At 73.8% G+C, this 20,780-nt stretch carries 19 protein-coding genes and 1 pseudogene; 6 read left to right on the top strand and 14 right to left on the bottom strand.

Translation table 11 applies throughout. The features are described from left to right. Positions 1-1,461, bottom strand: a pseudogene (locus tag ABD994_RS27305) (hypothetical protein); the annotation flags it as partial. Between the two features lie 24 nt (positions 1,462-1,485). Further along, positions 1,486-2,358 carry an aminoglycoside phosphotransferase family protein gene (locus ABD994_RS27310; protein ID WP_345423341.1) on the bottom strand — a complete coding sequence of 291 codons (873 nt, stop codon included), beginning with the start codon at positions 2,356-2,358 and terminating at the stop codon, positions 1,486-1,488. A gap of 32 nt (positions 2,359-2,390) precedes the next feature. Between ABD994_RS27310 and ABD994_RS27315 the strand changes: the two genes are divergently transcribed. Next, complete coding sequence (locus ABD994_RS27315; RefSeq protein ID WP_345423344.1) at positions 2,391-3,122, top strand: YaaA family protein; 732 nt, start codon at positions 2,391-2,393, stop codon at positions 3,120-3,122. Between the two features lie 4 nt (positions 3,123-3,126). Here the strand turns inward: ABD994_RS27315 and ABD994_RS27320 are convergent, their stop codons facing one another. The 3 genes from ABD994_RS27320 to ABD994_RS27330 all read right to left on the bottom strand — a co-directional run bounded on the left by ABD994_RS27320 (position 3,127) and on the right by ABD994_RS27330 (position 5,834). Next, positions 3,127-3,942, bottom strand: coding sequence for a serine hydrolase domain-containing protein (locus ABD994_RS27320; RefSeq protein ID WP_345423346.1), 816 nt, complete (start codon positions 3,940-3,942; stop codon positions 3,127-3,129). A gap of 15 nt (positions 3,943-3,957) precedes the next feature. Further along, positions 3,958-4,878: a serine hydrolase gene (locus ABD994_RS27325; protein WP_345423348.1), complete on the bottom strand. Its 921-nt coding sequence runs from the start codon at positions 4,876-4,878 to the stop codon at positions 3,958-3,960. A gap of 89 nt (positions 4,879-4,967) precedes the next feature. Beyond that, positions 4,968-5,834 carry a mechanosensitive ion channel family protein gene (locus ABD994_RS27330; protein ID WP_345423350.1) on the bottom strand — a complete coding sequence of 289 codons (867 nt, stop codon included), beginning with the start codon at positions 5,832-5,834 and terminating at the stop codon, positions 4,968-4,970. A gap of 196 nt (positions 5,835-6,030) precedes the next feature. Between ABD994_RS27330 and ABD994_RS27335 the strand changes: the two genes are divergently transcribed. Both ABD994_RS27335 and ABD994_RS27340 read left to right on the top strand, forming a co-directional pair. Further along, a complete protein-coding gene (locus tag ABD994_RS27335; RefSeq protein ID WP_345423354.1) occupies positions 6,031-7,386 on the top strand; it encodes a sodium:proton exchanger in 1,356 nt (451 codons plus the stop codon). A 23-nt stretch (positions 7,387-7,409) separates the two neighbouring features. Then, entirely contained in the window at positions 7,410-8,378 is a 969-nt protein-coding gene (locus tag ABD994_RS27340; RefSeq protein ID WP_345423357.1) for a hypothetical protein, read from the top strand. 8 nt (positions 8,379-8,386) lie between these two features. Here ABD994_RS27340 and ABD994_RS27345 read toward each other — a convergent pair whose 3' ends face one another. From ABD994_RS27345 to ABD994_RS27360, 4 genes are all read right to left on the bottom strand, one after another. After that, a complete protein-coding gene (locus ABD994_RS27345) occupies positions 8,387-9,631 on the bottom strand; it encodes an ABC transporter ATP-binding protein (protein ID WP_345423360.1) in 1,245 nt (414 codons plus the stop codon). A 4-nt stretch (positions 9,632-9,635) separates the two neighbouring features. Then, on the bottom strand, positions 9,636-10,469 hold the full coding sequence (locus ABD994_RS27350) for a carbohydrate ABC transporter permease (protein ID WP_345423363.1): 834 nt from the start codon (positions 10,467-10,469) through the stop codon (positions 9,636-9,638). A 2-nt stretch (positions 10,470-10,471) separates the two neighbouring features. Beyond that, a complete protein-coding gene (locus ABD994_RS27355; protein WP_345423366.1) occupies positions 10,472-11,422 on the bottom strand; it encodes a carbohydrate ABC transporter permease in 951 nt (316 codons plus the stop codon). Between the two features lie 88 nt (positions 11,423-11,510). Next, positions 11,511-12,812, bottom strand: coding sequence for an extracellular solute-binding protein (locus ABD994_RS27360; protein WP_345423369.1), 1,302 nt, complete (start codon positions 12,810-12,812; stop codon positions 11,511-11,513). A gap of 194 nt (positions 12,813-13,006) precedes the next feature. Here ABD994_RS27360 and ABD994_RS27365 point away from each other — a divergent pair, with 194 nt between their 5' ends. Together ABD994_RS27365 and ABD994_RS27370 are read left to right on the top strand one after the other, a co-directional pair. After that, positions 13,007-14,035, top strand: coding sequence for a LacI family DNA-binding transcriptional regulator (locus ABD994_RS27365; RefSeq protein ID WP_345423372.1), 1,029 nt, complete (start codon positions 13,007-13,009; stop codon positions 14,033-14,035). Further along, positions 14,032-15,324, top strand: coding sequence for a DUF4032 domain-containing protein (locus ABD994_RS27370; RefSeq protein WP_345423375.1), 1,293 nt, complete (start codon positions 14,032-14,034; stop codon positions 15,322-15,324). The genes ABD994_RS27365 and ABD994_RS27370 overlap by 4 nt, the downstream gene beginning before the upstream one ends. Here ABD994_RS27370 and ABD994_RS27375 read toward each other — a convergent pair whose 3' ends face one another. The 3 genes from ABD994_RS27375 to ABD994_RS27385 all read right to left on the bottom strand — a co-directional run bounded on the left by ABD994_RS27375 (position 15,325) and on the right by ABD994_RS27385 (position 18,648). Next, positions 15,325-16,956, bottom strand: a complete 1,632-nt coding sequence (locus ABD994_RS27375; protein ID WP_345423378.1) for a glycoside hydrolase family 13 protein — start codon at positions 16,954-16,956, stop codon at positions 15,325-15,327. A gap of 30 nt (positions 16,957-16,986) precedes the next feature. Further along, a complete protein-coding gene (locus ABD994_RS27380) occupies positions 16,987-17,514 on the bottom strand; it encodes a hypothetical protein (RefSeq protein ID WP_345423381.1) in 528 nt (175 codons plus the stop codon). A 99-nt stretch (positions 17,515-17,613) separates the two neighbouring features. After that, on the bottom strand, positions 17,614-18,648 hold the full coding sequence (locus ABD994_RS27385; protein ID WP_345423384.1) for an alpha/beta fold hydrolase: 1,035 nt from the start codon (positions 18,646-18,648) through the stop codon (positions 17,614-17,616). Positions 18,649-18,743: 95 nt separating this feature from the next. On the opposite strand from ABD994_RS27385, the gene ABD994_RS27390 reads away from it, so the two are divergent. Beyond that, positions 18,744-19,127 (top strand): HNH endonuclease, encoded by a 384-nt coding sequence (locus tag ABD994_RS27390; protein WP_345423387.1) that lies wholly within the window; start codon positions 18,744-18,746, stop codon positions 19,125-19,127. Here the strand turns inward: ABD994_RS27390 and ABD994_RS27395 are convergent, their stop codons facing one another. Then, positions 19,128-19,751 carry a TenA family protein gene (locus ABD994_RS27395; protein ID WP_345423390.1) on the bottom strand — a complete coding sequence of 208 codons (624 nt, stop codon included), beginning with the start codon at positions 19,749-19,751 and terminating at the stop codon, positions 19,128-19,130. Between the two features lie 194 nt (positions 19,752-19,945). Continuing rightward, entirely contained in the window at positions 19,946-20,776 is an 831-nt protein-coding gene (locus ABD994_RS27400; RefSeq protein ID WP_345423393.1) for an aldo/keto reductase, read from the bottom strand. Positions 20,777-20,780: the final 4 nt, after the last annotated feature.

Genomic DNA, 20,780 nt, shown 5'->3' on the forward strand with positions numbered 1-20,780 from the left:
GTCGGCGGCCTCGGCCTCCGCCCGCCCGGCGGCGGTGCCCTCCCGCTCGGCGGCGTCGGCGCGGTCGCGCAGGCCGCGCACGGTGGTGCGGTGGGCGCGCAGGGCGTCGCCGGCCCCGGTGAGGGCCGCGGGCAGCTCGGCGGTGGGGTCGGTGTCGGGGTCCCGGGGGACGTCGACGACCGTCGCCCCGGCCTCGTCGTGGCGGGGCTCGGTGACCAGCGCGGGCGGGTCGGGCAGGCGCGTGACGACCCCCGCCGCCCCGGCCGTGCGGGCCGCCGTCGCGATCGCCGTCAGCGCCTCGGCGACCCCGGCCAGGTCGGACTCCACCTGGCCGCGCGCGCCGGCCACCCGTTCCGCCGCCGCTCGCGTGCGCTCGGCGGCCCGGTCCCGGTCGGCCTCGCGGCCGCGGGCCTGGGCGTCGGGCCCGCCGAGCTCGTCGCGGCGGCGCAGCAGGTCGGCGTGCGCGGTGAACTCCGGCAGGCTCACCAGGCCCTGGCGCTCGGCGGTGGCGCGGCGCTCCTCGGCGGCGAGCTCGTCGACGGCGCGCACCGTCCCGGCCTGGGCGGTCCGCGCGCGCTCGGCCGCCGTCCGGTCGCGGTCGAGGCGTCGCGCGGCGCTGCGGGCCACGTCGACGGCCGAGCCGGCGGCCTCGACCTCGGTCATCAGCACCCGGCGGGCGTAGTCGGTGTAGACCTCGACGACCGTGTCGAGCGCCGCGGCCGTGCGGGTGAGGTCGGTGACGTTGCGGCGGTGGTCCTCGAGGTCCTCGAGCGGCTGGGCGGCGTCGTGCACCGCGTCCTCGGGCACCGGCGGCAGGGCCTCGCGCAGCGTGCGGGGCAGGTCGGTGTCGATGCGGTCACCGACGCGGGGGTTGCGCACCTGGTGCAGCAGCCGGAAGTAGGCGCCCGGGTCGACGCCGCCGAAGAAGCGTCGGGCGACCTCGGCGCGGTACTCGGCGGTCGAGGTGAACACCTGCCCGCGCGTGCCGAGCTCGGAGCGCAGCACGTCCACCGAGAACGGGACGTCGGCCTCGGTGAGGCGCAGGTCGATCCGCACCCGGCGGTCGGTGGAGAACCACCACGTGGCGACGCGATCGGTGCTGCGGTTGGCGCGGATGCCGCAGCCCACCGTCCGGTACTCGCTCTGCCCACTCTCCTGGCGGCGCTCGAACTCGATCCACAGGTAGCCGGTGCGCTGGGTGTCGTCGTGGTCGGAGAGCATCCAGCTGCGGAGCACACCGCGCTGCTCGCCCGCCGCGTCGATCTTGCGGACGTCCGCCTCGAGCAGGAACGGCAGCAGCATGTTCATCGCCGTCGACTTGCCCGACCCGTTGACGCCGCGCAGCAGCAGGCGTCCGTCCGCGAACTCCAGCACCTCGTCCTGGTACTGGTAGACGTTCAGGATGCCGGCGCGCGAGGGCCGCCAGCGCCGCTGGTCGTCTCCGTGATCCCCGTCCGGCACCCGGACGAGGGTACGGAGGGCCGATCAGGCGCCGGCCAGCCAGTCGGGGTCGTCGAGGGCGGCGAGCACCTCCCGCGGCGCGTGGGTGAAGCGCGGATCGGCCGACGCGCCGCGGGTCCAGGTCAGGGCGCGGGCGACGACGGCGGCGCGGCAGGCGGTCTCGGCGAGGGGCTCGAGCTCGTGGCGCGGCGCGAGGTCGGTGAAGACGTCGAGGTAGGCGTCGCGGGGGCGGGTGGTGTCCGCGCCGGCGCGGCGCAGCGAACCGAGGGCGACGAGCAGGCTGGCGAAGGGGTGGGCGAGCACGGCGTCGCCCCAGTCCGGGAAGCGGCCGTCGACGCCGATGTTGCCGGTGTGCAGGTCCTGGTGGTCGACGCTCGACGGGACGGTGCCGTCGAGCTGCGCGGCCCAGCCGGCGATCACGTCGGCGTGGCGGGGCGGGCCGCCGATGATCGCCACGGCCTCGGCGTAGCGGGCCGGCAGGGCGGGCGGCGTGGCGTCCGGGACGGCCATCGCGCCGATGTGCGGGGCGACCGTCCGCTGCAGGACGGCGTACCGCGGGAGGGCGTCGGTCAGCGCGTCGACGGGGTCGGTGCCGACGTCGCGGACGCTCGGCCCCGCGTCGGGGAGGAGGAGCCGGCCACGAGTCTCGTCGACGGCGAGCGGGGTCGCGACGGCGTCGGGTGCGAGACGGGCGAGCAGCGCGTGCAGGCCGACCTCGTGGGCCATGCCGGCCACCGGCTCCTTGAGCCAGATCGGGCCCTCGCGCGTCGGGATCCGCAGGACGGTGGACCAGGCGCGGTGGCGCTGGGTGACCTCCCCGGTCGGCCACAGCCCGGTGGCCTCCGCGACCCAGGCGAGGACCTCGTCGCGCCAGGCGTCGGTGCCGCGCTCGCTCACCCGTCCATGGTGGCCGACTACCGTCTGCTGGCGTGCTCGTCGTGCTGCCGCCGTCGGAGACCAAGGCGCCGGGTGGGCGGGGGCGTCCGCTGGACCTCGACGCGCTGTCGTTCCCGTCGCTGAACCCCACCCGCAAGGCGCTGGTGGACGAGGTCGTCGCGCTGGCGTCCGACGTCCCGGCGTCGCGGGAGGCGCTGGGGATCTCCGAGCGCCAGGACGGCGAGATCGCGCGCAACGCCGCGCTGTGGACGTCGCCGACCGCGCCGGCGCTGCGGCGCTACACCGGCGTGCTCTACGACGCGCTCGACCCGGTGTCCCTGTCGACGGCGGCGCGACGGCGGCTGGTGGTGTGCTCGGCGCTGTTCGGGCTGGTCGGGGGCACCGACCCGATCCCGGCGTACCGCCTCTCGGGCGGGACGATGCTCCCCGGGCGCGAGGGGTTGCGGGTGACGTGGCGCCCGGAGATCTCCCCGTTGCTGGAGGGGGTGGACGACCTCGTCGTCGACCTCCGGTCGGGTCCCTACGCCGCCCTCGGACCGGCGCGGGGCGCGGTGACGCTCGACGTGCACAGCGAGGCCGCCGACGGCTCGCGGACGGTGGTCAGCCACGCGAACAAGTCGCACAAGGGCCGCGCGGCCCACCTCCTCGCCTCGTCGCGGCGGCGGCCGAAGGACGCGGGCGGGGTGCTGGCGCTCCTCCGCGACGCGGGGCTCCACGTGGAACAGGCCGACGACGACTCCCTGGTGCTCGTCGTCCCGCGGTGACCCGCTAGCCCCCGAGGTCGGCCAGGACCGCGTCGGAGAAGGGCGGCCAGGCCGACTTCGCCCAGTCGCCGAAGTCGCGGTCGGCGAGGGCCACGCACGCCGCGCCGGCGTCCGGGTCCACCCACAGGAACGTTCCCGACTGGCCGAAGTGGCCGAACGTCCCCGGCGAGTTGTGCGACCCCGTCCAGTGCGGCGACTTCCCGTCGCGCAGCTCGAACCCCAACCCCCAGTCGTTGGGCTTCTGGTGCCCGAAGCCCGGGATCGTGCCGTTGAGCCCCGGGAACTGCACCGTCGTCGCCTCCGCCAGCGTCGAACCGTGGAGCAGCGTCGGCGCCTGGAGCTCGGCGGCGAGGCGCAGGAGGTCGTCGACGGTCGACGTCGCCCCGTGGCCCGGCGAGCCGTCGAGCGTCGTCGCCGCCATCCCCAGCGGCGCGAGGACCGCCTCGTGCAGGTAGTCGGCGAACCCGATGCCGGTGGCGTCCTCGATCGTCGCGGCCAGCACCTCGAACCCCGCCGACGAGTACAGCCGCCGCGTCCCCGGCTCGGCGACGACGCGGTGCTCACCGAACGCCAGCCCGGAGGTGTGGGCGAGCAGGTGGCGCACCGTCGAACCCTCGGGGCCGGCGGGCTGGTCGAGCGTCACCGCCTCCTCCTCGACGGCCACCAGCGCCCCCACCGCCACCAGCGGCTTCGTCACCGACGCGAGCGGGAAGCGGCGGTCCGTCGGCCCGCGGGTCCCCCGCACCGTCCCGTCGGCCGTGACCACCCCCACCGCGGCGTGCTCGACGGGCCACTCGTCGATCAGGGCGAGGCTCTGCACCCGCCCGAGCGTAGGTCAGGTCTCGAGCGCGTCCCGGGCCGCCGCCGCGGCGTCGTCGAGCAGCGACTTGGCAGCGTCGTACCCGCGCGGCTGGTTGGACAGCAGCACCACCACGTAGCGCCCGTCCGCGTCCGGGAAGCCCGTCGAGTGCAGGTCGATGCTCGACTGCAGGCAGCACAGCCAGCCCTGTTTGGCCGCGGCCGTCCCGCGCCGGGACGGGTCGAGCAGGCCGAACGCCTGGTCGAAGCCGTCGGCCGCCGTGGGCGCCGCGGCCTCCAGCGCGCCGAGGACGAAGTCGCGGTCGGCGGGCGCCAGCCGGGTGGTGACGTACCCGTAGAGCGCCGCGACGTCGCGGGCGGACGTCTCGACCTCGCCCCACTGCGACGTGTCGGCCGGGGCGCTCGTCTCCTGCAGCCCCAGCAGGGCGGCGACGCGCCCGATGCCCTCGGGCCCGTCGTAGGTCGACCACAGGGCGTTCATCGCCTCGTCGTCGGACAGCGTCAACGCCCGGCGGAACCGCTGCTCGTCACCCGGGGTGGTGGACAGCTGCCCGGCCTCCCGGCGGGTGAGGATGTCGACGATCGTGAACAGCTTGGCCACCGACGCCGCCCGCAGTGGGGTGTCGCCGGCGCCGTTGACGGTCGTCGCGCCCGTCGTGCGGTCGAGGACGGCCACCCCGAGCGTGACGTCGTCGCGCTCCTGCGCCGCGTCCGCCGTGGCGTCCACCGCGGCCCGGGCGCGCGAGGGCGTCGGCGCCGGGGTCGTCGTGGTGGTGGTCGGCGGCGGGGTCGTGGTGACGACGGGCGGCGGCGCGACGGTCGTCGTCGGCGCCGAGCCCGTCAGCTGGCGCACCTGCGCGCACCCCGTCGCCAGCGCCACCACGGCGAGCACCACCGCGACGAGGCGGGCCCCACGGCGGAGGCGGCCGACGATCACGCCCCGATCCTGCGCCTCACCCCATCGTGTTCGCGCGACGACACACGGAGTTCGCCGGAGACGTCACACAGCGGTCACGAGCGCGCGGGTCAGGCCGCGAGCTCCACCTCGTCCGCCCGCAGGGCCGCGACGACGTGCTCGGTCATCGCCCGCTGCACGGCCCACTGGCGGCCGGGCCTCGTCCGGGCCGTGAGCCGCAGCGTCATGCCCGACGCCGACAGCTGCTCGACCCCGAGCACCTGCGGCCGGTCGAGCACGTCGGCGGCGTGGCCGCGCTCCCGGACCGCGGCGACGGCGGCCTCCTCGGCGGTCGCGGCCGCGCGCGTCACGTCGGTGTCGATGGCCAGGGGCACGTCCACGACCGCGACGGCGTGGTCCTGCGAGCCGTTGCCGACGCGCTCGATCGTGCCGTTGCGGACGTACCAGACCATGCCGGTGAGGTCGCGCACCGTCGTGGTGCGCAGGCCCACGCGCTCGATGGTGCCGACGGCGTCACCGAGGTCGACGTGGTCGCCGACGCCGTACTGGTCCTCGAGCAGCATGAAGATGCCGGACAGGAAGTCCTTGACGAGGTTCTGCGCGCCGAACCCGACGGCGAGCCCGAGCACGCCGGCCGAGGCGAGCACCGGCGCGAGGTTCACGCCGAACTGGCCGAGGACCATGGTGAACGCGGTGCCGAAGATCAGGATGGTGGCCGCGTTGCGGACCACCGACCCGACGGTGCGCGCCCGCTGGGCACGGCGGGCGGACCCGAAGGCCTGGATGCGGTCGGCGTCGCTGACACCGCGACGGCGGCGCAGCAGCGAGAGCAGGCCGGGGACGCCCGCGCCGGCGGACACGTGGCCGATGACCCGGTTGACCGCGACGCGCAGCAGCACGGCGATCAGCACGATGAGGGCGACGCGGACGCCCAGCTGGACGAGCCCGTCGGCGGGCAGGACGGTGGGGAGCAGCACGGCACACCTTCGGGGAGCGGGGAGCGGACGGACGGGGATGCCGGCACCGCACCGTGCCCGCGGACCCGGGGTCGAGGCAAACCGCCTGCGCACGCGGTCGTGATCACGGACCCGTTCGGCGCCACCGCCCGGCGCGTCGCGGCCGACCGGGCGCGTCGACGGGTGCCGGGGTCGGGAGCGGGGTAGAGAATCGGACATGGCGACCAGCAGCCCCAGCGACACGCGTCGCGGTGACCGCTCTCCCCTGCTGGTCGCGCTCGCGGTGGCCGCCGCCGTGCCCGGCCTCGCGCTGCGCTTCGGCGGGCTGCACATCTCGCCGCCCGTCGACGCCCTGCTCTTCGGGGTGGCGATCGTCGGCGCGGCGTTCCTGCTCTCCTGGGCGGCCGAGGCCGCGCAGGTCGACATCTCGGCCGGGCTCGCGATCGCGCTGCTCGCCCTGGTCGCGGTGCTGCCCGAGTACGCCGTCGACTTCGTCTTCACCATCCAGGGCGGCAACGCCTACGAGCAGTACGGGCCGACGTGCCTGCCGCCGGGCTCGGCCGACCAGTCCCCCTGCGGCCTGGCGCTGGCCAACATGACCGGCGCCAACCGGATCCTCGTCGGTGTCGGGTGGGCGCTGGTGGTGCTGCTCGCCGCGATCCGGCTGCGGGTCGGGGGCGCCGACGCCGGGCAGTCCGGGGGCGCCGGCACGTCGCACCGGCCCGGCCACGCGACGCGCGTGACCCTCATGCGCACCGACAGCGTCCCGCTGGTGTTCCTGCTCCTCGCCACGCTCTACTCGCTGACGCTGCCGCTGCGCGAGAGCATCACGCTGGTCGACACCGTGGTGCTCGTCGGCATCTTCGTGCTCTACAGCATCCGGGTGTCCAAGGCACCGGCCGAGGACCCCGACCTCATCGGGCCGTCGGCCTGGGTCGGGCGGATGGACACCGGCAAGCGGCGCACCGGCTACATCGGGCTGTTCATCGTGTCCGCCGCGATCATCGTGCTGTGCGCCGAGCCGTTCGCCGACTCGCTCGTCGAGACCGGCACCGAGCTCGGGATCAGCCAGTTCTTCCTCGTGCAGTGGCTCGCGCCGCTCGCCTCCGAGGCGCCCGAGCTGCTCGTCGCCGGCCTCTACGCCTGGCGGCTCAAGACCACCGACGCGCTGGCCACGCTGGTCTCGTCGAAGGTCAACCAGTGGTCACTGCTCGTCGGCACCCTCCCGGTCGTGTTCGCGCTGGCCGCGGGCTCGTTCCACGGGCTGCCGATCGACGCCGTGCAGCGCGAGGAGCTGCTCATCACGGCGGCGCAGTCGCTGTTCGCGGTGGCGCTGCTGGTCACCCTGTCGATCACCGTGTGGGGCGCGCTGAGCCTGCTCGTGCTCTTCGTCGCCCAGTTCGTCCTGGCCGCGGTCCTGCCCGAACCCCTGCAGGAGGCCGAGCTCCTCCTCGTCTCGGGCATCTACCTGGTCGCCGCGGTCGTGCTGTTCATCCGGCAGCGCCACGCCGTGCGCGACCTGGTCGTCGACGGCCTCCGGACGCCGTACCGCGATCTCACCGAGAGCAAGTAGCCGCCACGGGGTACCAGGGACCCGTGGCACAGAAGATCGCCGTGATGCTCGTGCACGGTGTGGAGAGCGCCGGCGAGCAATACGCCGCCCGGGCGATGCGGCTCCTGCGCGAGGAGTTCGAGCGGATCGCGGGCGTCCCCGCCGACGAGGCGCTGGTGATCGAGCCCGCGTTCTGGGCGCCGGTGTTCGAGCCCGGCCAGGACCAGCTCAGCGACCGCATCGGCGGGCGCAGCGCCCGCTGGCTGGCCGGCGTCCTCGACGTGCTCGCGGGCCGCGCCAGCCAGGGCTCGACCCTGGCGCTGCTCGCGGCCGCGTCGACGGCGGGGCTTCGTTGGCTGCCCGGCCTCGACGACGCGCACTTCCCGACGTTGCGGTGGCTGATCGTCCACTACCTCGGGGACGCCGTCGCCTACCACTCGGGTGCCGACGGCACCGGCCACTACGAGGAGGTGCAGGCGATCCTCGCGGGCACGCTGCACGACCTCGCGCTCAAGGCCGGCGAGGACGCGCCGCTGGTGGTGCTCGGCCACAGCCTCGGCAGCGTCGTCTCCAGCGACTTCCTCTACGACCTGCAGGCCGTGCCCGGCGGCGCGCCGCTGGCCCCGCGCGCCGCGGAGATCCTCGACGACACCCCGCTCGAGCGCGGGGAGACGTTCGGCTGGTTCTACACGCTCGGCTCGCCCCTGGCGCTGTGGGCGCAGCGCCATCCCGGCTTCGGCGAGCCGGTGAGCGTCCCGCACCCGGACTTCGCCGGGCGCCACCCCGACCAGCGCGGCGAGTGGGTCAACGTCTACGACCCCGACGACGTCATCGCCTCACCCCTGCGCCCGCTCAGCGACGCCTGGCGCGACGCCGTCACCGAGGACCGCCGCGTCGGCGTCGGCCCGTGGTGGCTCGGCTGGACGCCCCTGGCGCACCCGTACTACTGGAACGACCGCCGCGTCGTCACGCCGATCGCGTCGCAGCTGGCCCAGGCCTGGCACCGCCTGTAGAGCGCGGCTCACCCCGACGTCGGGGAGCCCGCCCGACCGACCTGCTCGACGCGGTCCTCCTCGGCCATCTCGGTGAGCCGCCGGCCCGCCTCCACGTCACGGGTGAGGTTGTCACCGGTCTTCGGGTCGAAGACGTGGATCTTGCGGGTATCGAGCCAGAACTCCGCCTCGCGGCCCTCGCGGATGCGGCTCGTGGAGTCGATCGAGACGATCGCCTGGGTGCGCAGCTGGTCGGAGTCGAGCTCGCGCGAGAGCTCCTTGAGCTGCTCGGCGATCTCGGTCGGCGCCTCGTACGGGATGTAGGCGTACTGGGCGTCGCCCAGCCACTCGGTGACGTCGACGCGCGCGATGAACGTCGTCCCGTGCGGCTTCTTGGCCTCGTCGACCAGGCTCGCGTCCTCGAAGTACTCCGGCCGGATGCCGACGAGCAGCAGGTCGTGGCCGGCGAGCTTGCCGGCGCGCTCCTCGTCGAGCACGACGTCGCCGAAGGGGGTCGACAGCGCGCCGTCCTTGAGCGTGGCGGGCAGGAAGTTCATCGGTGGCGAGCCGATGAACCCCGCGACGAAGAGGTTCACCGGCTGCTCGTAGAGCTCGCGCGGGGACGCGACCTGCTGGATCACGCCCTTGCGCAGCACGCAGACGCGGTCGCCCAGGGTCATGGCCTCGGTCTGGTCGTGGGTGACGTAGACCGTCGTGATGCCGAGGCGACGCTGCAGGCGCGCGATCTCGGTGCGCATCTGTCCGCGCAGCTTGGCGTCGAGGTTGGACAGCGGCTCGTCGAACAGGAACGCGTCGGCGGCCCGCACGATCGCCCGGCCCATCGCGACGCGCTGGCGCTGGCCGCCCGAGAGGTTGGCCGGCTTGCGCTCCAGGTGCTCGCGCAGCTCGAGGATGTCGGCGGCCTCCTCGACGCGCCGGCGGACCTCGTCGTCGGACACCTTGGCCAGGCGCAGCGGGAACGCGATGTTCTCGTAGACGGTCAGGTGCGGGTAGAGCGCGTAGTTCTGGAACACCATCGACAGGTTGCGGTCACGTGGCGCCCTGTCGTTGACGCGGTCGCCCTTGATGACCATGTCGCCCGAGGTGATGTCCTCGAGCCCGACGATCATCCGCAGCAGCGTCGACTTCCCGCAGCCGGACGGCCCGACCAGGATCATGAACTCGCCGTCGGCGATGTCGAGGCTGACGTCGTTCACCGCGGGGTAGCCGTCGCCGTACTGCTTGACGATGTGGCTCATCTCGATCGAGGCCATTGGGTTATCCCTTCACGGCGCCGTTGGTCAGGCCGGCGACGATGCGCCGCTGGAAGAGCAGGACGAGGACGACCACGGGGATCGTGACGATCACCGCCGCGGCCGCGATCGGGCCGTTCGGCGACTCGAACTGCGAGGCGCCGGAGAACAGGCCCAGGGCGGCGGGCACGGGCCGCGCCGCCTCGGTGGAGGTCAGCGAGATGCCGTAGACGAAGTCGTTCCAGGCGAGGAAGAACGCGATGATCGCCGTGGTGAACACGCCCGGCGCGGCCAGCGGCACGATCACCTTGCGGAACGCCTGCCAGGGCGTCGCGCCGTCGACCTGCGCGGCCTGCTCCATCTCCCACGGGATCTCGCGGAAGAACGCCGAGAGCGTCCAGATCGAGATCGGCAGCGTCAGCGACAGGTACGGGATGATCAGGCCGGGCCAGGTGTTGTAGAGCCCGATCTGGCGCCAGAGGTTGAACAGCGGCGTCACGATCGAGATCACCGGGAAGATGGCGACGGCCAGCGCGGTCGACAGGATCAGCTTCTTGCCCGGGAAGTCGAGCCGGGCGATCGCGTACGCGGCGAACATCGAGAGCAGGCACGAGATGAACGTCGCGATGATGCAGATGCCGAACGAGTTGACCAGGGCCGGCAGGAACAGGCCGGCGGCGTCGCCGACGAGGATCTGCTCGTAGTTCGCGCCGGAGAACACGGTGGGCAGGAACTGCCCGTTGGCGATGTCGTCCGAGGACTTGAACGACAGCGACACGATCCACGCCACCGGGAACAGGCAGTAGACGATGATGACCAGGCCGCCGATGCCCCAGCCGACCTTCTCGCGGGTGGACATCCCTACTCCCCTCGCGCCTGGGACAGGTCGACCTTGAAGCCCTTGATGAACAGCACGCTGATCAGCACCACCGACAGGAACAGCAGCACCGACACCGCGGAGCCGAGCCCGATCTCGACGCGCTCGATCGTCTGGCGGTAGGCCAGGAACGAGACGGTCTCGGTGCCGTTGGCGCCGGCGGTCATGACGAACACCGAGTCGAAGACCCGGAACGCGTCGAGGGTGCGGAACAGGACCGCGACCATGATCGCCGCCTTCATGTTCGGCAGCGTCACCCGCCGCATCCGCTGCCACCACGTCGCGCCGTCGACCTTCGCCGCCTCCTGCAGCACGTCGGGCACCTGGGCCAGGCCGGCGAGCAGCAGCAGCGAGATGAACGGCGTCGTCTTCCAGATCTCGGCGAGGCAGATGACGAACAGCGACAGGCCCTGCGTGCCGAACCAGTCGGTCTCCGGGGTGGTCCCCAGGAACGAGAACCAGGAGTTCACGAACCCCGAGTCGACGCTGAACGCGAACTGCCACGCGAACGCCGACACCACGGTGATCACCGCGTACGGGATGAGGATGACCGTGCGCAGCACCGGTCGCAGCCCCCGCAGGGCGTTGAGCATGACCAGCGCGAGGGCGAACCCGAGCACCAGCTCGACGGCGACGGTGACGACCGTGATGAGCACCGTGACGCCGAACGACGTCCACCACACCGAGTCGGTGAGGATCACGCCGTAGTTGCCGAGCCCGACGAACGAGGAGTTCTCGGGGTCGGTGAGGCGGTAGTCGAACAGCGAGTCGAAGATCGCCTGCACGATCGGGTAGGCCGTCACCAGCAGCATGACGGCGAAGGCGGGGCCGGCGAGGTACCACCCGAGCCGCCGCTCGGCCCGCGACTTCTCGTTGAGCTTGCCGCCGCGGGTCGGGTCGACGGCGCTCGTGGGCCGGTCCAGTGTCGTGCTCACAGGCCACCCCCGTCCGACGTCGGCACGGGCGTGAGGAACGAGCGACCGGGCAGCAAAGGAGCACGCCGATAGGGGTCGTTGCGGGGGATCACAGCAGTGCCTCCTTCCTCAGCACCGCGGTGATGAGTGCCGTGGCGGCCTCGTTGGTGGGGCCGGGCGTGACCGAGCCCGGCGGGTGGAAGGTGCGCTGGATGCCGCCGGAGACCTCGGCGTAGTACGCGGTCTGCGGGCGCGGCGCGGCGGCGGTCAGCGAGTCGCGGATGGTCGGCGCCATGGGGAACTCGGCGAGCACGGCCGGGTCGCTGAAGACCGAGATCCGCGACGACGGGTTGCCGTTGGACACGAAGTAGTACGCGGAGTTCGCCGGGCTGGAGATGCACGTCGTGGCCTCGTAGGCGAGGTCCGGGTGCTCGCTGAACGCGCCGACGCCGAGGTTGATGCCGCCGAGCGGGGGCGCGCTGGGCCGGTCGGGCGTGGTGCGCGGGTAGAGCGTCCAGCCGTAGTCGTCCGGGACGGACTGCGGCAGCGTGCCCTCCTCGACCCCCGACTTGGCCTTCCCCCAGATGAAGGGGTAGTTGACCATGAACGACGCGGACCCCGACTGGAACGACTCGGCGTTGGTGTCCTCGTCGGCGGTGGGGAAGCCGGGCGGCGCGACGCCCGCGTCGCCGAACTCGCGCAGGATGCGGGCGGCGTCGATGCCGGGCGGGGCGGTGAGCCCGAGCTGGATGAGCGCCGGGTCCTCCTCGCCGACGTTGGTGATCACCGAGCCGCCGCCGGACTCGACGAGCGCGTTGACCCACACCGTCAGCGACTCGCCACGGACGCCCTGGGCGGCGATCTGGGTCCGGGCGCGGGCAGCGGCCTGGATGATCTGGTCCCACGTCACCGGCTGGTTCATGTCCAGGCCCATCGCCGCGACGGCGGACTTGCGGTACCAGAGCAGCTGGGTGTTGGCCCAGAAGGGCACGACGACGAGCCGGCCCTGCCACGTGGACGCCTCGATCGAGCTGGGGACGCGGTCCTCGCGCGCAGCCGCCTCGACCGCGGGCGGCATCGGGGCGAGGAAGCCCGCCTGGGCGAACTCCGGCACGTAGGGCGGGTCGATGCTCATGATGTCGATCGACGAGTCGTTGGCCGCGAGGCGGCGCACGAGCTGCTGGCGCTGCTCGGACGCCTGCCGCGGCAGCGTCGACGTCGCGATCGTGTAGCGGCCGTTCGCGGCGGCGGTGCACCGGTTCGCGATCTCGGCCTGGCCCCCGTCGTCGGGGTTGATGTACCAGGTGAGCACCGGCGGACCGGGCGGTGCGGAGCTGCACGCCGCGGCGAGCGCGGCGACGACGGCCACCGCGACCGCCATCGCCGTGAGCCGCCGTCGTGGGTGACGCATCGATCTCCCCTCCCGGCGTTCCGGACAAATGGAAGCGCTTGCGGGAGGAGACTGGTGACCTGGGTCTCACAAGTCAAGCACGAAGAGCGACAGATCGATTGCTCTGGGACATACGGGGCAGTTGGGTGATCCCTCCGTCGCAGCTCGTGGCGAAGGTCTGGAAGCGGTTGCGGTGCGCTGCCATGCTCCCGCCTGTGACCGGGGACACGGGCGAAACGGGCGTCGCGCCCCCGTCCCTCGCCACGCTCGACGACGTCGCGCGCCGCGCGGGCGTCTCCCCGGCCACGGCATCGCGGGCGCTTAGCGACCACCCGCACGTCGCCGCGACCACCCGCGCCCGGGTCCGCGAGGCGGCCGCCGCCCTGGACTACGTCGCCTCGCCCGAGGCGTCCCGGCTCGCGGGCGGGCGGACGGGACGGGTGGCCGCGCTCGTGCCGCACCCGGCCCGCTGGTTCTTCGGCGAGCTGCTCGAGGGCCTCGAGGGCGAGCTGCGCGCCGCCGACCTGGATCTGCTGCTCTTCCGGGTCGGTGGGCCCGAGGAACGGGCCGACTTCTTCCGCCGGCTGCCCGCACGGCGCAAGGTGGACGCCGTGGTCGTGCTCGCCGCCCCCGTCGACGTCGCCGAGCAGGCGCGTCTCGCGTCGCTCGGTGTCGCCGTCGTGGTCGCCGGCGGGCGGCTCGCGCCCTACCCGTCGGTCGGCATCGACGACCACGTCGCGGGACGCCAGGCCGTCGACCACCTCGTGCACCTCGGCCACCGCCGCATCGGCCTGCTGACCACCGCGGACGACGCGCGGGCCGGGGCGTGGCGGGCGGCGCTCGCCGACGCCGGGATCGCGCCGGACGACGAGCTCGTGGCCACGGTGGCACCCGGCGGCGAGGGCGGCGCGGACGGCATGGCGCGCCTGCTCGGACTGCGCCACCCGCCGACCGCGGTGTTCGCGCACGACGACGAGACCGCGCTCGGCGCCGTCCGCACGCTGCGCCGGGCCGGGCTGCGGGTGCCCGAGGACCTCTCGGTGATCGGGGTCGACGACCACCCGCTCGCCGCCCTCGCCGACCTCACGACCGTCGCCCAGCCGGTGCGCACGCAGGGCCGGCGGGCCGGGCAGCTGGTGCTCGCGGCGCTGCACGGCGAGCACCCGGACACCGCCGAGCTCCTGCCCACGCGGCTGGTGCTGCGCGGCAGCACCTCGCCGCCCGCCGGGGGAGCACCGCGATGACCGCGCCCGACCTGCGCCTGCGCGCCCCCACCCCGGGCCTGCTCGCCCTGCCCTGGGAGCGCCCGCTCGCCGACTGGGACCCGGCGACGGTCCCGCTGCGCGAGCTGCCCGTCGGCCCGAGCCGCCACCTCGTGCGGTTCGTCGAGGTCGACGGCGCGCTCTGGGCGCTCAAGGAGCTGCCCCCACGGATCGCGCACCGCGAGTTCGACGTCCTGCGCCACCTCGAGTCCCGCGGCCTGCCCGCCGTCCGCCCGGCGGGGCTCGTCACGCAGCCCGGGGACTGCTCGATCCTGCTCACCCACTACCTCACCGGCTCGTGGCAGTACCGCCGCCTCATCGCCCGGCTCCCCCCGAACCGGCCCGCCCAGCGCGCGCGGCTGTTCGACGCGATGGTCGGCCTGCTCGTCGAGCTGCACCGCCACGGCGTCTACTGGGGCGACGGCTCGCTGGCCAACACCCTGTTCACCCGCGACGGCCAGCTGTTCGCCGCGCGGCTCGTCGACGCCGAGACCAGCGAGGTCCACCCCTCGCTGTCGGACGGTCAGCGCGCGCAGGACCTGGAGATCCTCGTCGAGAACGTCGCGGCGGGGCTGACCGACCTCGCGGCGAGCCTGGGCCGCCCGCCCGAGATCGAGGAGCAGCTCTTCGCCGAGGCCACGGAGCTCCCCGAGCGCTACGACGCGCTCTGGCGCGTGCTGCACGGGCAGGTGCAGTTCGCGTTCGGCGACCGCTACCGCGTCGAGAGCACGGTGCGCGAGCTCAACGACCTCGGCTACGTCGTCGACGAGGTCAGCCTGGCGCCCGCGGAGGGCGCCGAGGGCGACGGCGGGGTGGTGCGCCTGCGCGTCGCGGTCGGCGAGCGCAACCACCACGCCCGCTACCTGCGCGAGCTCACCGGGCTCGAGGTCGGGGAGGGGCAGGCGCGGATCCTGCTCGGCGACCTGCGGGCCCACCAGCGCGCCCTGGCCCACGAGCACCCGCACCGCGTCACCGAGGAGCAGGCCATCGCGAGCTGGCGCCACGACGTCCTCGCGCCGGGCATGCGCCGCGCCCACGCCGCCGTGCGCCACGTCGGCACGGCGGTGCAGGCCTACTGCGACCTGCTCGAGGTGCGGTGGCTGCTCTCGGAGTCCGAGGGGGCGGACGTCGGCACCGAGCGGGCGCTGGCGACGCTGGCCGAGCGCGCGCCGATCGACTCGGCGGCGCGGTCGGTCGTCGTCGACACCGCGTCCGACCTCCCGGTCGTCGAGCTCGACCCGGCCGTGCCGCCGGTGCCACCCGAGTGGTGATCAGGGCACGGCGAGCCACACGGCCGCATCTGGGCCCAGCCGGTCGTCCTCCAGCGGGACGCTCGCCAGCAGCACCTCGTGCGTGGGCAGGTCGACCGGCTCCTCACCGAGGTTGACCACGCACGCGAAGCCTGGCTCGCGGCGGAGGTGCAGCACGGCGTCGCCGGGGGCCGAGACCCAGCTCATGTCCCCGTCCCCGAGGGCCGGGTGCTCGCGGCGCCGGGTCAGGGCGGCCCGGTAGAGCTCGAGGACGGAGTCCGGGTCGCCCTCCTGGCGGTCGGCCGCGTACGACGCCCACCCGTCGGGCTGGGGGAGCCAGGGCGCCGCGGCGCCGGGCGGGCTGAACCCGGCGGAGGTCCCCGACGACGACCACGGCAGCGGCACCCGCGCACCGTCGCGACCGCGCACGGTGTACCCCGACCGACGCCAGGTCGGGTCCTGGCGCGCGTCGTCGGGGATGTCCTCGACCTCGGGCAGCCCCAGCTCCTCGCCCTGGTAGACGTACATCCCGCCCGGCAGCGCGGCCTCGAGCAGCAGCGCCGCGCGGGCCCGGCGCGTGCCCAGCGCGAGGTCGGTGGCGTCCTCCCGCGCGACCGTCGACGTCGGCACCTCCTCGCGCTCCCGCGTGGGACGCCCGTAGCGGCTGGGGTGGCGCACGACGTCGTGGTTGGACAGCACCCAGGTCGCGGGCGCCCCGGCGGCGCGCAGGAACCCGGTGGTGACGTCGATCGTCTCGCGCAGCGCCGCGGGGTCCCACGGCGCGACCAGGTAGTCGAAGTTGAACGCGGTGTGCAGCCGGCCCGGCGCGACGTAGCGGGCCAGCCGCTCCGGGGCCGGCGTCCAGGCCTCGGCGACGAACATGCGCTCGCCGGCGTACTCGTCGGCCACGCGCCGCCAGGCCTCGTAGATCTCCTCGACGCCCTCGCGGTCGACGTAGGGGTGACCGCCCGGCGGGTAGGTGCGGCCGAGCTGGTCGCTCGCGTCGGTGAGGTCGGGCAGCTCCGGGTCCTTGACCAGCCCGTGCGCGACGTCGATGCGGAATCCGTCGACGCCGCGGTCGAACCAGAACCGCAGCACCGACTCGAACTCGGCCGCGACCTCGGGGTTCGCCCAGTTCAGGTCCGGCTGGCCGGGGTCGAACAGGTGCAGGTACCACGAGCCGTCAGGGACCCTCGTCCACGCGGAGCCGCCGAAGTGCGAGCGCCAGTTGTTCGGCGGCTCGGCGCCGCCGGGCCCGCGGCCGGGGCGGAAGACGTAGCGCTCGCGCGCGCCGGGCTCGTCGGCCAGCGCGGCGCGGAACCACACGTGCTGGTCCGACGTGTGGTTGGGGACGATGTCGGGGATCAGGCGCAGCCCGTGCTCGTGGGCGTCGACGACGAGCTTCTCGGCGTCGGCGACCGTGCCGTAGGCGGGCTCGATCGCGCGGTAGTCCGCGACGTCGTAGCCCGCGTCGGCCTGCGGCGAGGCGTACCAGGGGTTGATCCACAGCGCGTCGACGCCGAGGGCGGCCAGGTACGGCAACCTCTCGCGGATGCCGGCGATGTCGCCGATCCCGTCACCGTCGGCGTCGGCGAAGCTGCGGATGTAGACCTGGTAGATGACGGCGTCGCGCCACCAGGACGAAGCGGGCATGGGACCCAGTGTCCCCGTGCCGCGGACGGATCAGGCGCGGGCCGGGGCGCGCTCGTCGATCTCCTCGTCCTCGTACTCCTCGTACTCGTCGTCGTACTCGTCCTCGTAGGCGTCGTCCTCGTAGGCGTCCTCGAGCTCCTCGGGGTCGCTGATCTCCTCCGGCGCGGGGGCCTCGTCGATGCCCTCGGGCGCCCGGCGCGCGCGGAGCTTCGCGGTGGCCTGACGCAGCATCTCGAGCCCCTGCGCGGCGAGGCGCACCACGAAGGCGAGGAACAGCCGCGCCTGCTCCATGAGGAAGCCGACCGCGGCGCCGACGCGGCCACCGCCGCCGCCCTCGGCGTCGTCGCGCTCGGGCGTCGACCCGTTGCGGGAGCGCTCACTGCCGTCGTGGCTGCTGTCGAGCTGCTCGGCCAGGCCCTCGACCTTCTCCACCGCGCGTTCCACGATCGCGGCGAGCAGGCGGCCGGCGAGCACCGGCAGCATGCGGGCCGCGGCCTCGGACAGGATCTGGTTGCTCATCTGACGCGGGCCGGGCGCCGTGCCGTTGCTGGTCATCACGGTCCGACGCTAAGCGGCCACGGTGCGCAGGACACTCCGCCGTCGGCACCCAACCCCGCGGCAGCTGCGCGCCCGTTGTGCGCAACCGGCCCAAGCTCGTCAGACCGGCCGGTCGAGCATCTCCCGGATCGCGGCGTCGATGAAGGCCGTGTCGTCGGGGTTCTGGCCGCCCCCCGCGAAGTGGCCCCACACGCCCGGGATGACGCGCACGTCGCCGTGCGGGATGTGCTGCGATGACCAGTGCTCGTCCTCGGGCGGGAAGTACAGGTCCTTCTCGGCGGGCATCGACAGCAGCGGGCAGCGGATCGAGTTCAGCGCGGCCACGGTGTCGCCGTCGAACCCGGGCGTCTGCCCGACGTCGCCGTGCTCCCAGCACCACAGCATCGTGAGCAGGTTGTTCGGGTCGCGCCCGTCCTGCCAGAAGCCCTCCCAGAACCCGACGAGGAAGTCCTCCAGCGACACGAACCCGAGCCGGCGCCACTCCTCCTGCCAGTAGAAGGCCTGCGAGAAGCCCCAGCCGGCGTAGATGCGGGCGAAGGCGCGCAGCCCGCGCAGCGGCGGCGACGCCGGGTCGTACCAGCCGTCGGCGAACGCCGCGTCGGCGCGCATGGCCTCGCCGAGCGAGTAGAGGAAGACCTTGTTGTGGTCGGCGGTGATGGCCGAGCCGCAGAACGGCACGGCTCGCTGCACCATCTCGGGGTGGCTGACCGCCCACTGGTAGGTCTGGCCCGCGCCCATCGACCAGCCGGTGACGAGGGCCAGCGTCTCGATGCCGAAGTGCTCGGTGACCAGCCGGTGCTGGCAGGCGACCTGATCCTGGAACGTCACGAACGGGAACCGGGCCCGGTCGCGCGGCGGGGGCTGGTTCGAGGGCGAGCTCGAGAGCCCGTTGCCGAGCATGTTCGGCACGATGATGAACCAGTCGGCGGGGTCGAGCGCCATCCCCGGCCCGATGAGCCACTCGTTGTCGGTGTGCCAGCCCGAGAACCACGTCGGGTAGACGATCGCGTTGCTGCGGTCGGCGTTGAGCGTCCCGTAGGTCTTGTAGGCCAGGTGGGCGTCCGGCAGCGTCATCCCGTGCTGGAGGACGACGTCCCCGAGCGGGAAGTGCTCGGCATCGGTGGGCGGCGGCATGCGCGCATCCGAGCACGGCGACGACCTCGTGGCCCAGTGGTCCCACGCGCTCGTCACCGGACCGCAACACCCGCGCGGTGGCAGCATGGAGGGCGATGCGACAACCGGGGCGACGGGAGCGGCTGGACGCCGCACGCGAGCGCGACGGCGACACCTGCCTGTGGTGCGTCCGCCCGCTGACCGGCGCCGTCGCCGCCACCACCGACCACGTCGTGCCCAAGGTCAAGGGCGGGCCGTCGTGGCTGGAGAACGAGGTCGCCGCCTGCCGGCGGTGCAACGGCGACCGCGGCCACCGCGGCGCCGTCGACTGGCTCGAGGAGTGCGAGCGCCGCGGGTGGTCGCCCGACGCGGAGCGGCTCGAGCGGGTGCTCGTCTCGCTGGTGGCCGCGATCGCCCACCGCGGCGGGCAGCGCCGGGCCCGACCGCACCTCGACGCCCAGCTGCGGCGGCTGCGCCACCGCCGGCCCGGCGCAGCCTGATCAGCCGTAGGCGGCGTCGAAGAACGCCAGCTCCAGCTCGACGGCGCGGGTGAACGCCGCGGCCATGCGGTCGCGGGCGCCCGGCTCCGGCGCCACCCGGTCGGCCTCGCGGCGCAGCAGGTCGACCCAGGCGGCGAACGCCGGGCCCCGGTGGAGGTCGATCCAGTCGCGGTACAGCGGGTCCTCGGGCGCGGGCCCGGGCCGGGACGCCCAGTCGAGGTAGAGCCACTCGGCGACCAGCAGGACGGCCAGGACCTCGCCGTAGTGCGCGGAGCGGCGGGCGTCGTCCATGAGCTCGAGGAAGCCCCGGGTGGCCGGGAGCGGCTCGACGGGCGCGGTCGCGCCGAGGCGGCTCAGGGCGCGGTGGAAGTAGTCGTCCTCGTCGCCGGCCACGAGCCCGAGTTGGCGGGCCACGGCCATCCGGGGCGACGGGCGGTCGGCGTGGGCGACGGCGGCGCCGAGCAGGGCGACGAAGCGGTCGAGGAAGAGCGCGTCCTGGGCGAGGTACTGGGCGAGGACGGCGTCGTCGACCGTGCCGGCCCAGAGCTCGTCGACGAAGCGGTGACCGACCGCGGCGTCCCACGTCGTGGCCGTCGCGGCGCGGAGGTCGTCGGAGAAGGCCATGGTCGTCCTCCGTCGGTCGGCGTGTCGCCACGGCGAGGATGTGGCGATCCTGGCCCTGGACGCCAGCAATGCCGCGTTGCTGGCATTCCCGCAGACGTGGCGCGGCCCGGACATCGGCGGGCGGGGGCTTCCGCCGATGGCCGGGCCGCGTGGCGTCCCGGGTCGCGCGGGAGGGTGCGCGCCCGGGAGGTGTCCTACCGGTCGAACTGGTCCGGGTCGGGGCCCAGACGCTCGGCCCTCTCCATGCCCTCGATCTTCTGCATGTCCTCGTCGGTCAGCTCGAAGTCGAAGATCTCGAAGTTCTCGCGCACGCGGTCGGGCGTGACCGACTTCGGGAAGATGATGTTGCCGATCTGGATGTGCCAGCGGAGCACCACCTGCGCGGCGCTCTTGCCGTGCGCCTGCGCGATCTCACCGAGCTCCGGCGCGTCGAGCAGGCCGCGGCCCTGGCCGATGGGGCTCCACGCCTCGGTGCGGATGCCGTGGCGCTCGTGGTACGCCCGTAGGCCGGCCTGCTGCATGTGCGGGTGCAGCTCGATCTGGTTCACGGCCGGCACCGTCTCGGTCTCCTCCAGGAGACGGTCGAGGTGGTGCGGCTGGAAGTTCGAGACGCCGATGGTGCGGACCTTGCCGTCGCCGAGCGCTTCCTCGAAGCCCTTCCACGTGTCGACGTAGAGGTCCTTGCCGGGCAGCGGCCAGTGGATGAGGTAGAGGTCCACGTGGTCCAGGCCGAGCTTCGAGAGGCTCTCGTCGAGGGCCTTCTGCGAGTCGAGCCGCCCGTGGTTCGAGTTGTTGCACTTCGTGGTGATCCACAGCTCGTCGCGGTCGATGCCCGAGGACTTGATGGCCTCGCCGACCTCGGCCTCGTTGCCGTACATCTGCGCCGTGTCGATGTGGCGGTAGCCGATCTCGAACGCCGTCGACACCGACTCCGCCGTGTCCGACGGGTCGATCTGGAACACGCCGAAGCCGAGCTGGGGGATCGTGGTGCCGTTGTTCAGCTCGATGCCGGGGACGTCACTCATGCCC

Origin of the sequence: Actinomycetospora chlora, assembly GCF_039542135.1 — a bacterium.
Lineage (GTDB): Bacteria > Actinomycetota > Actinomycetes > Mycobacteriales > Pseudonocardiaceae > Actinomycetospora > Actinomycetospora chlora.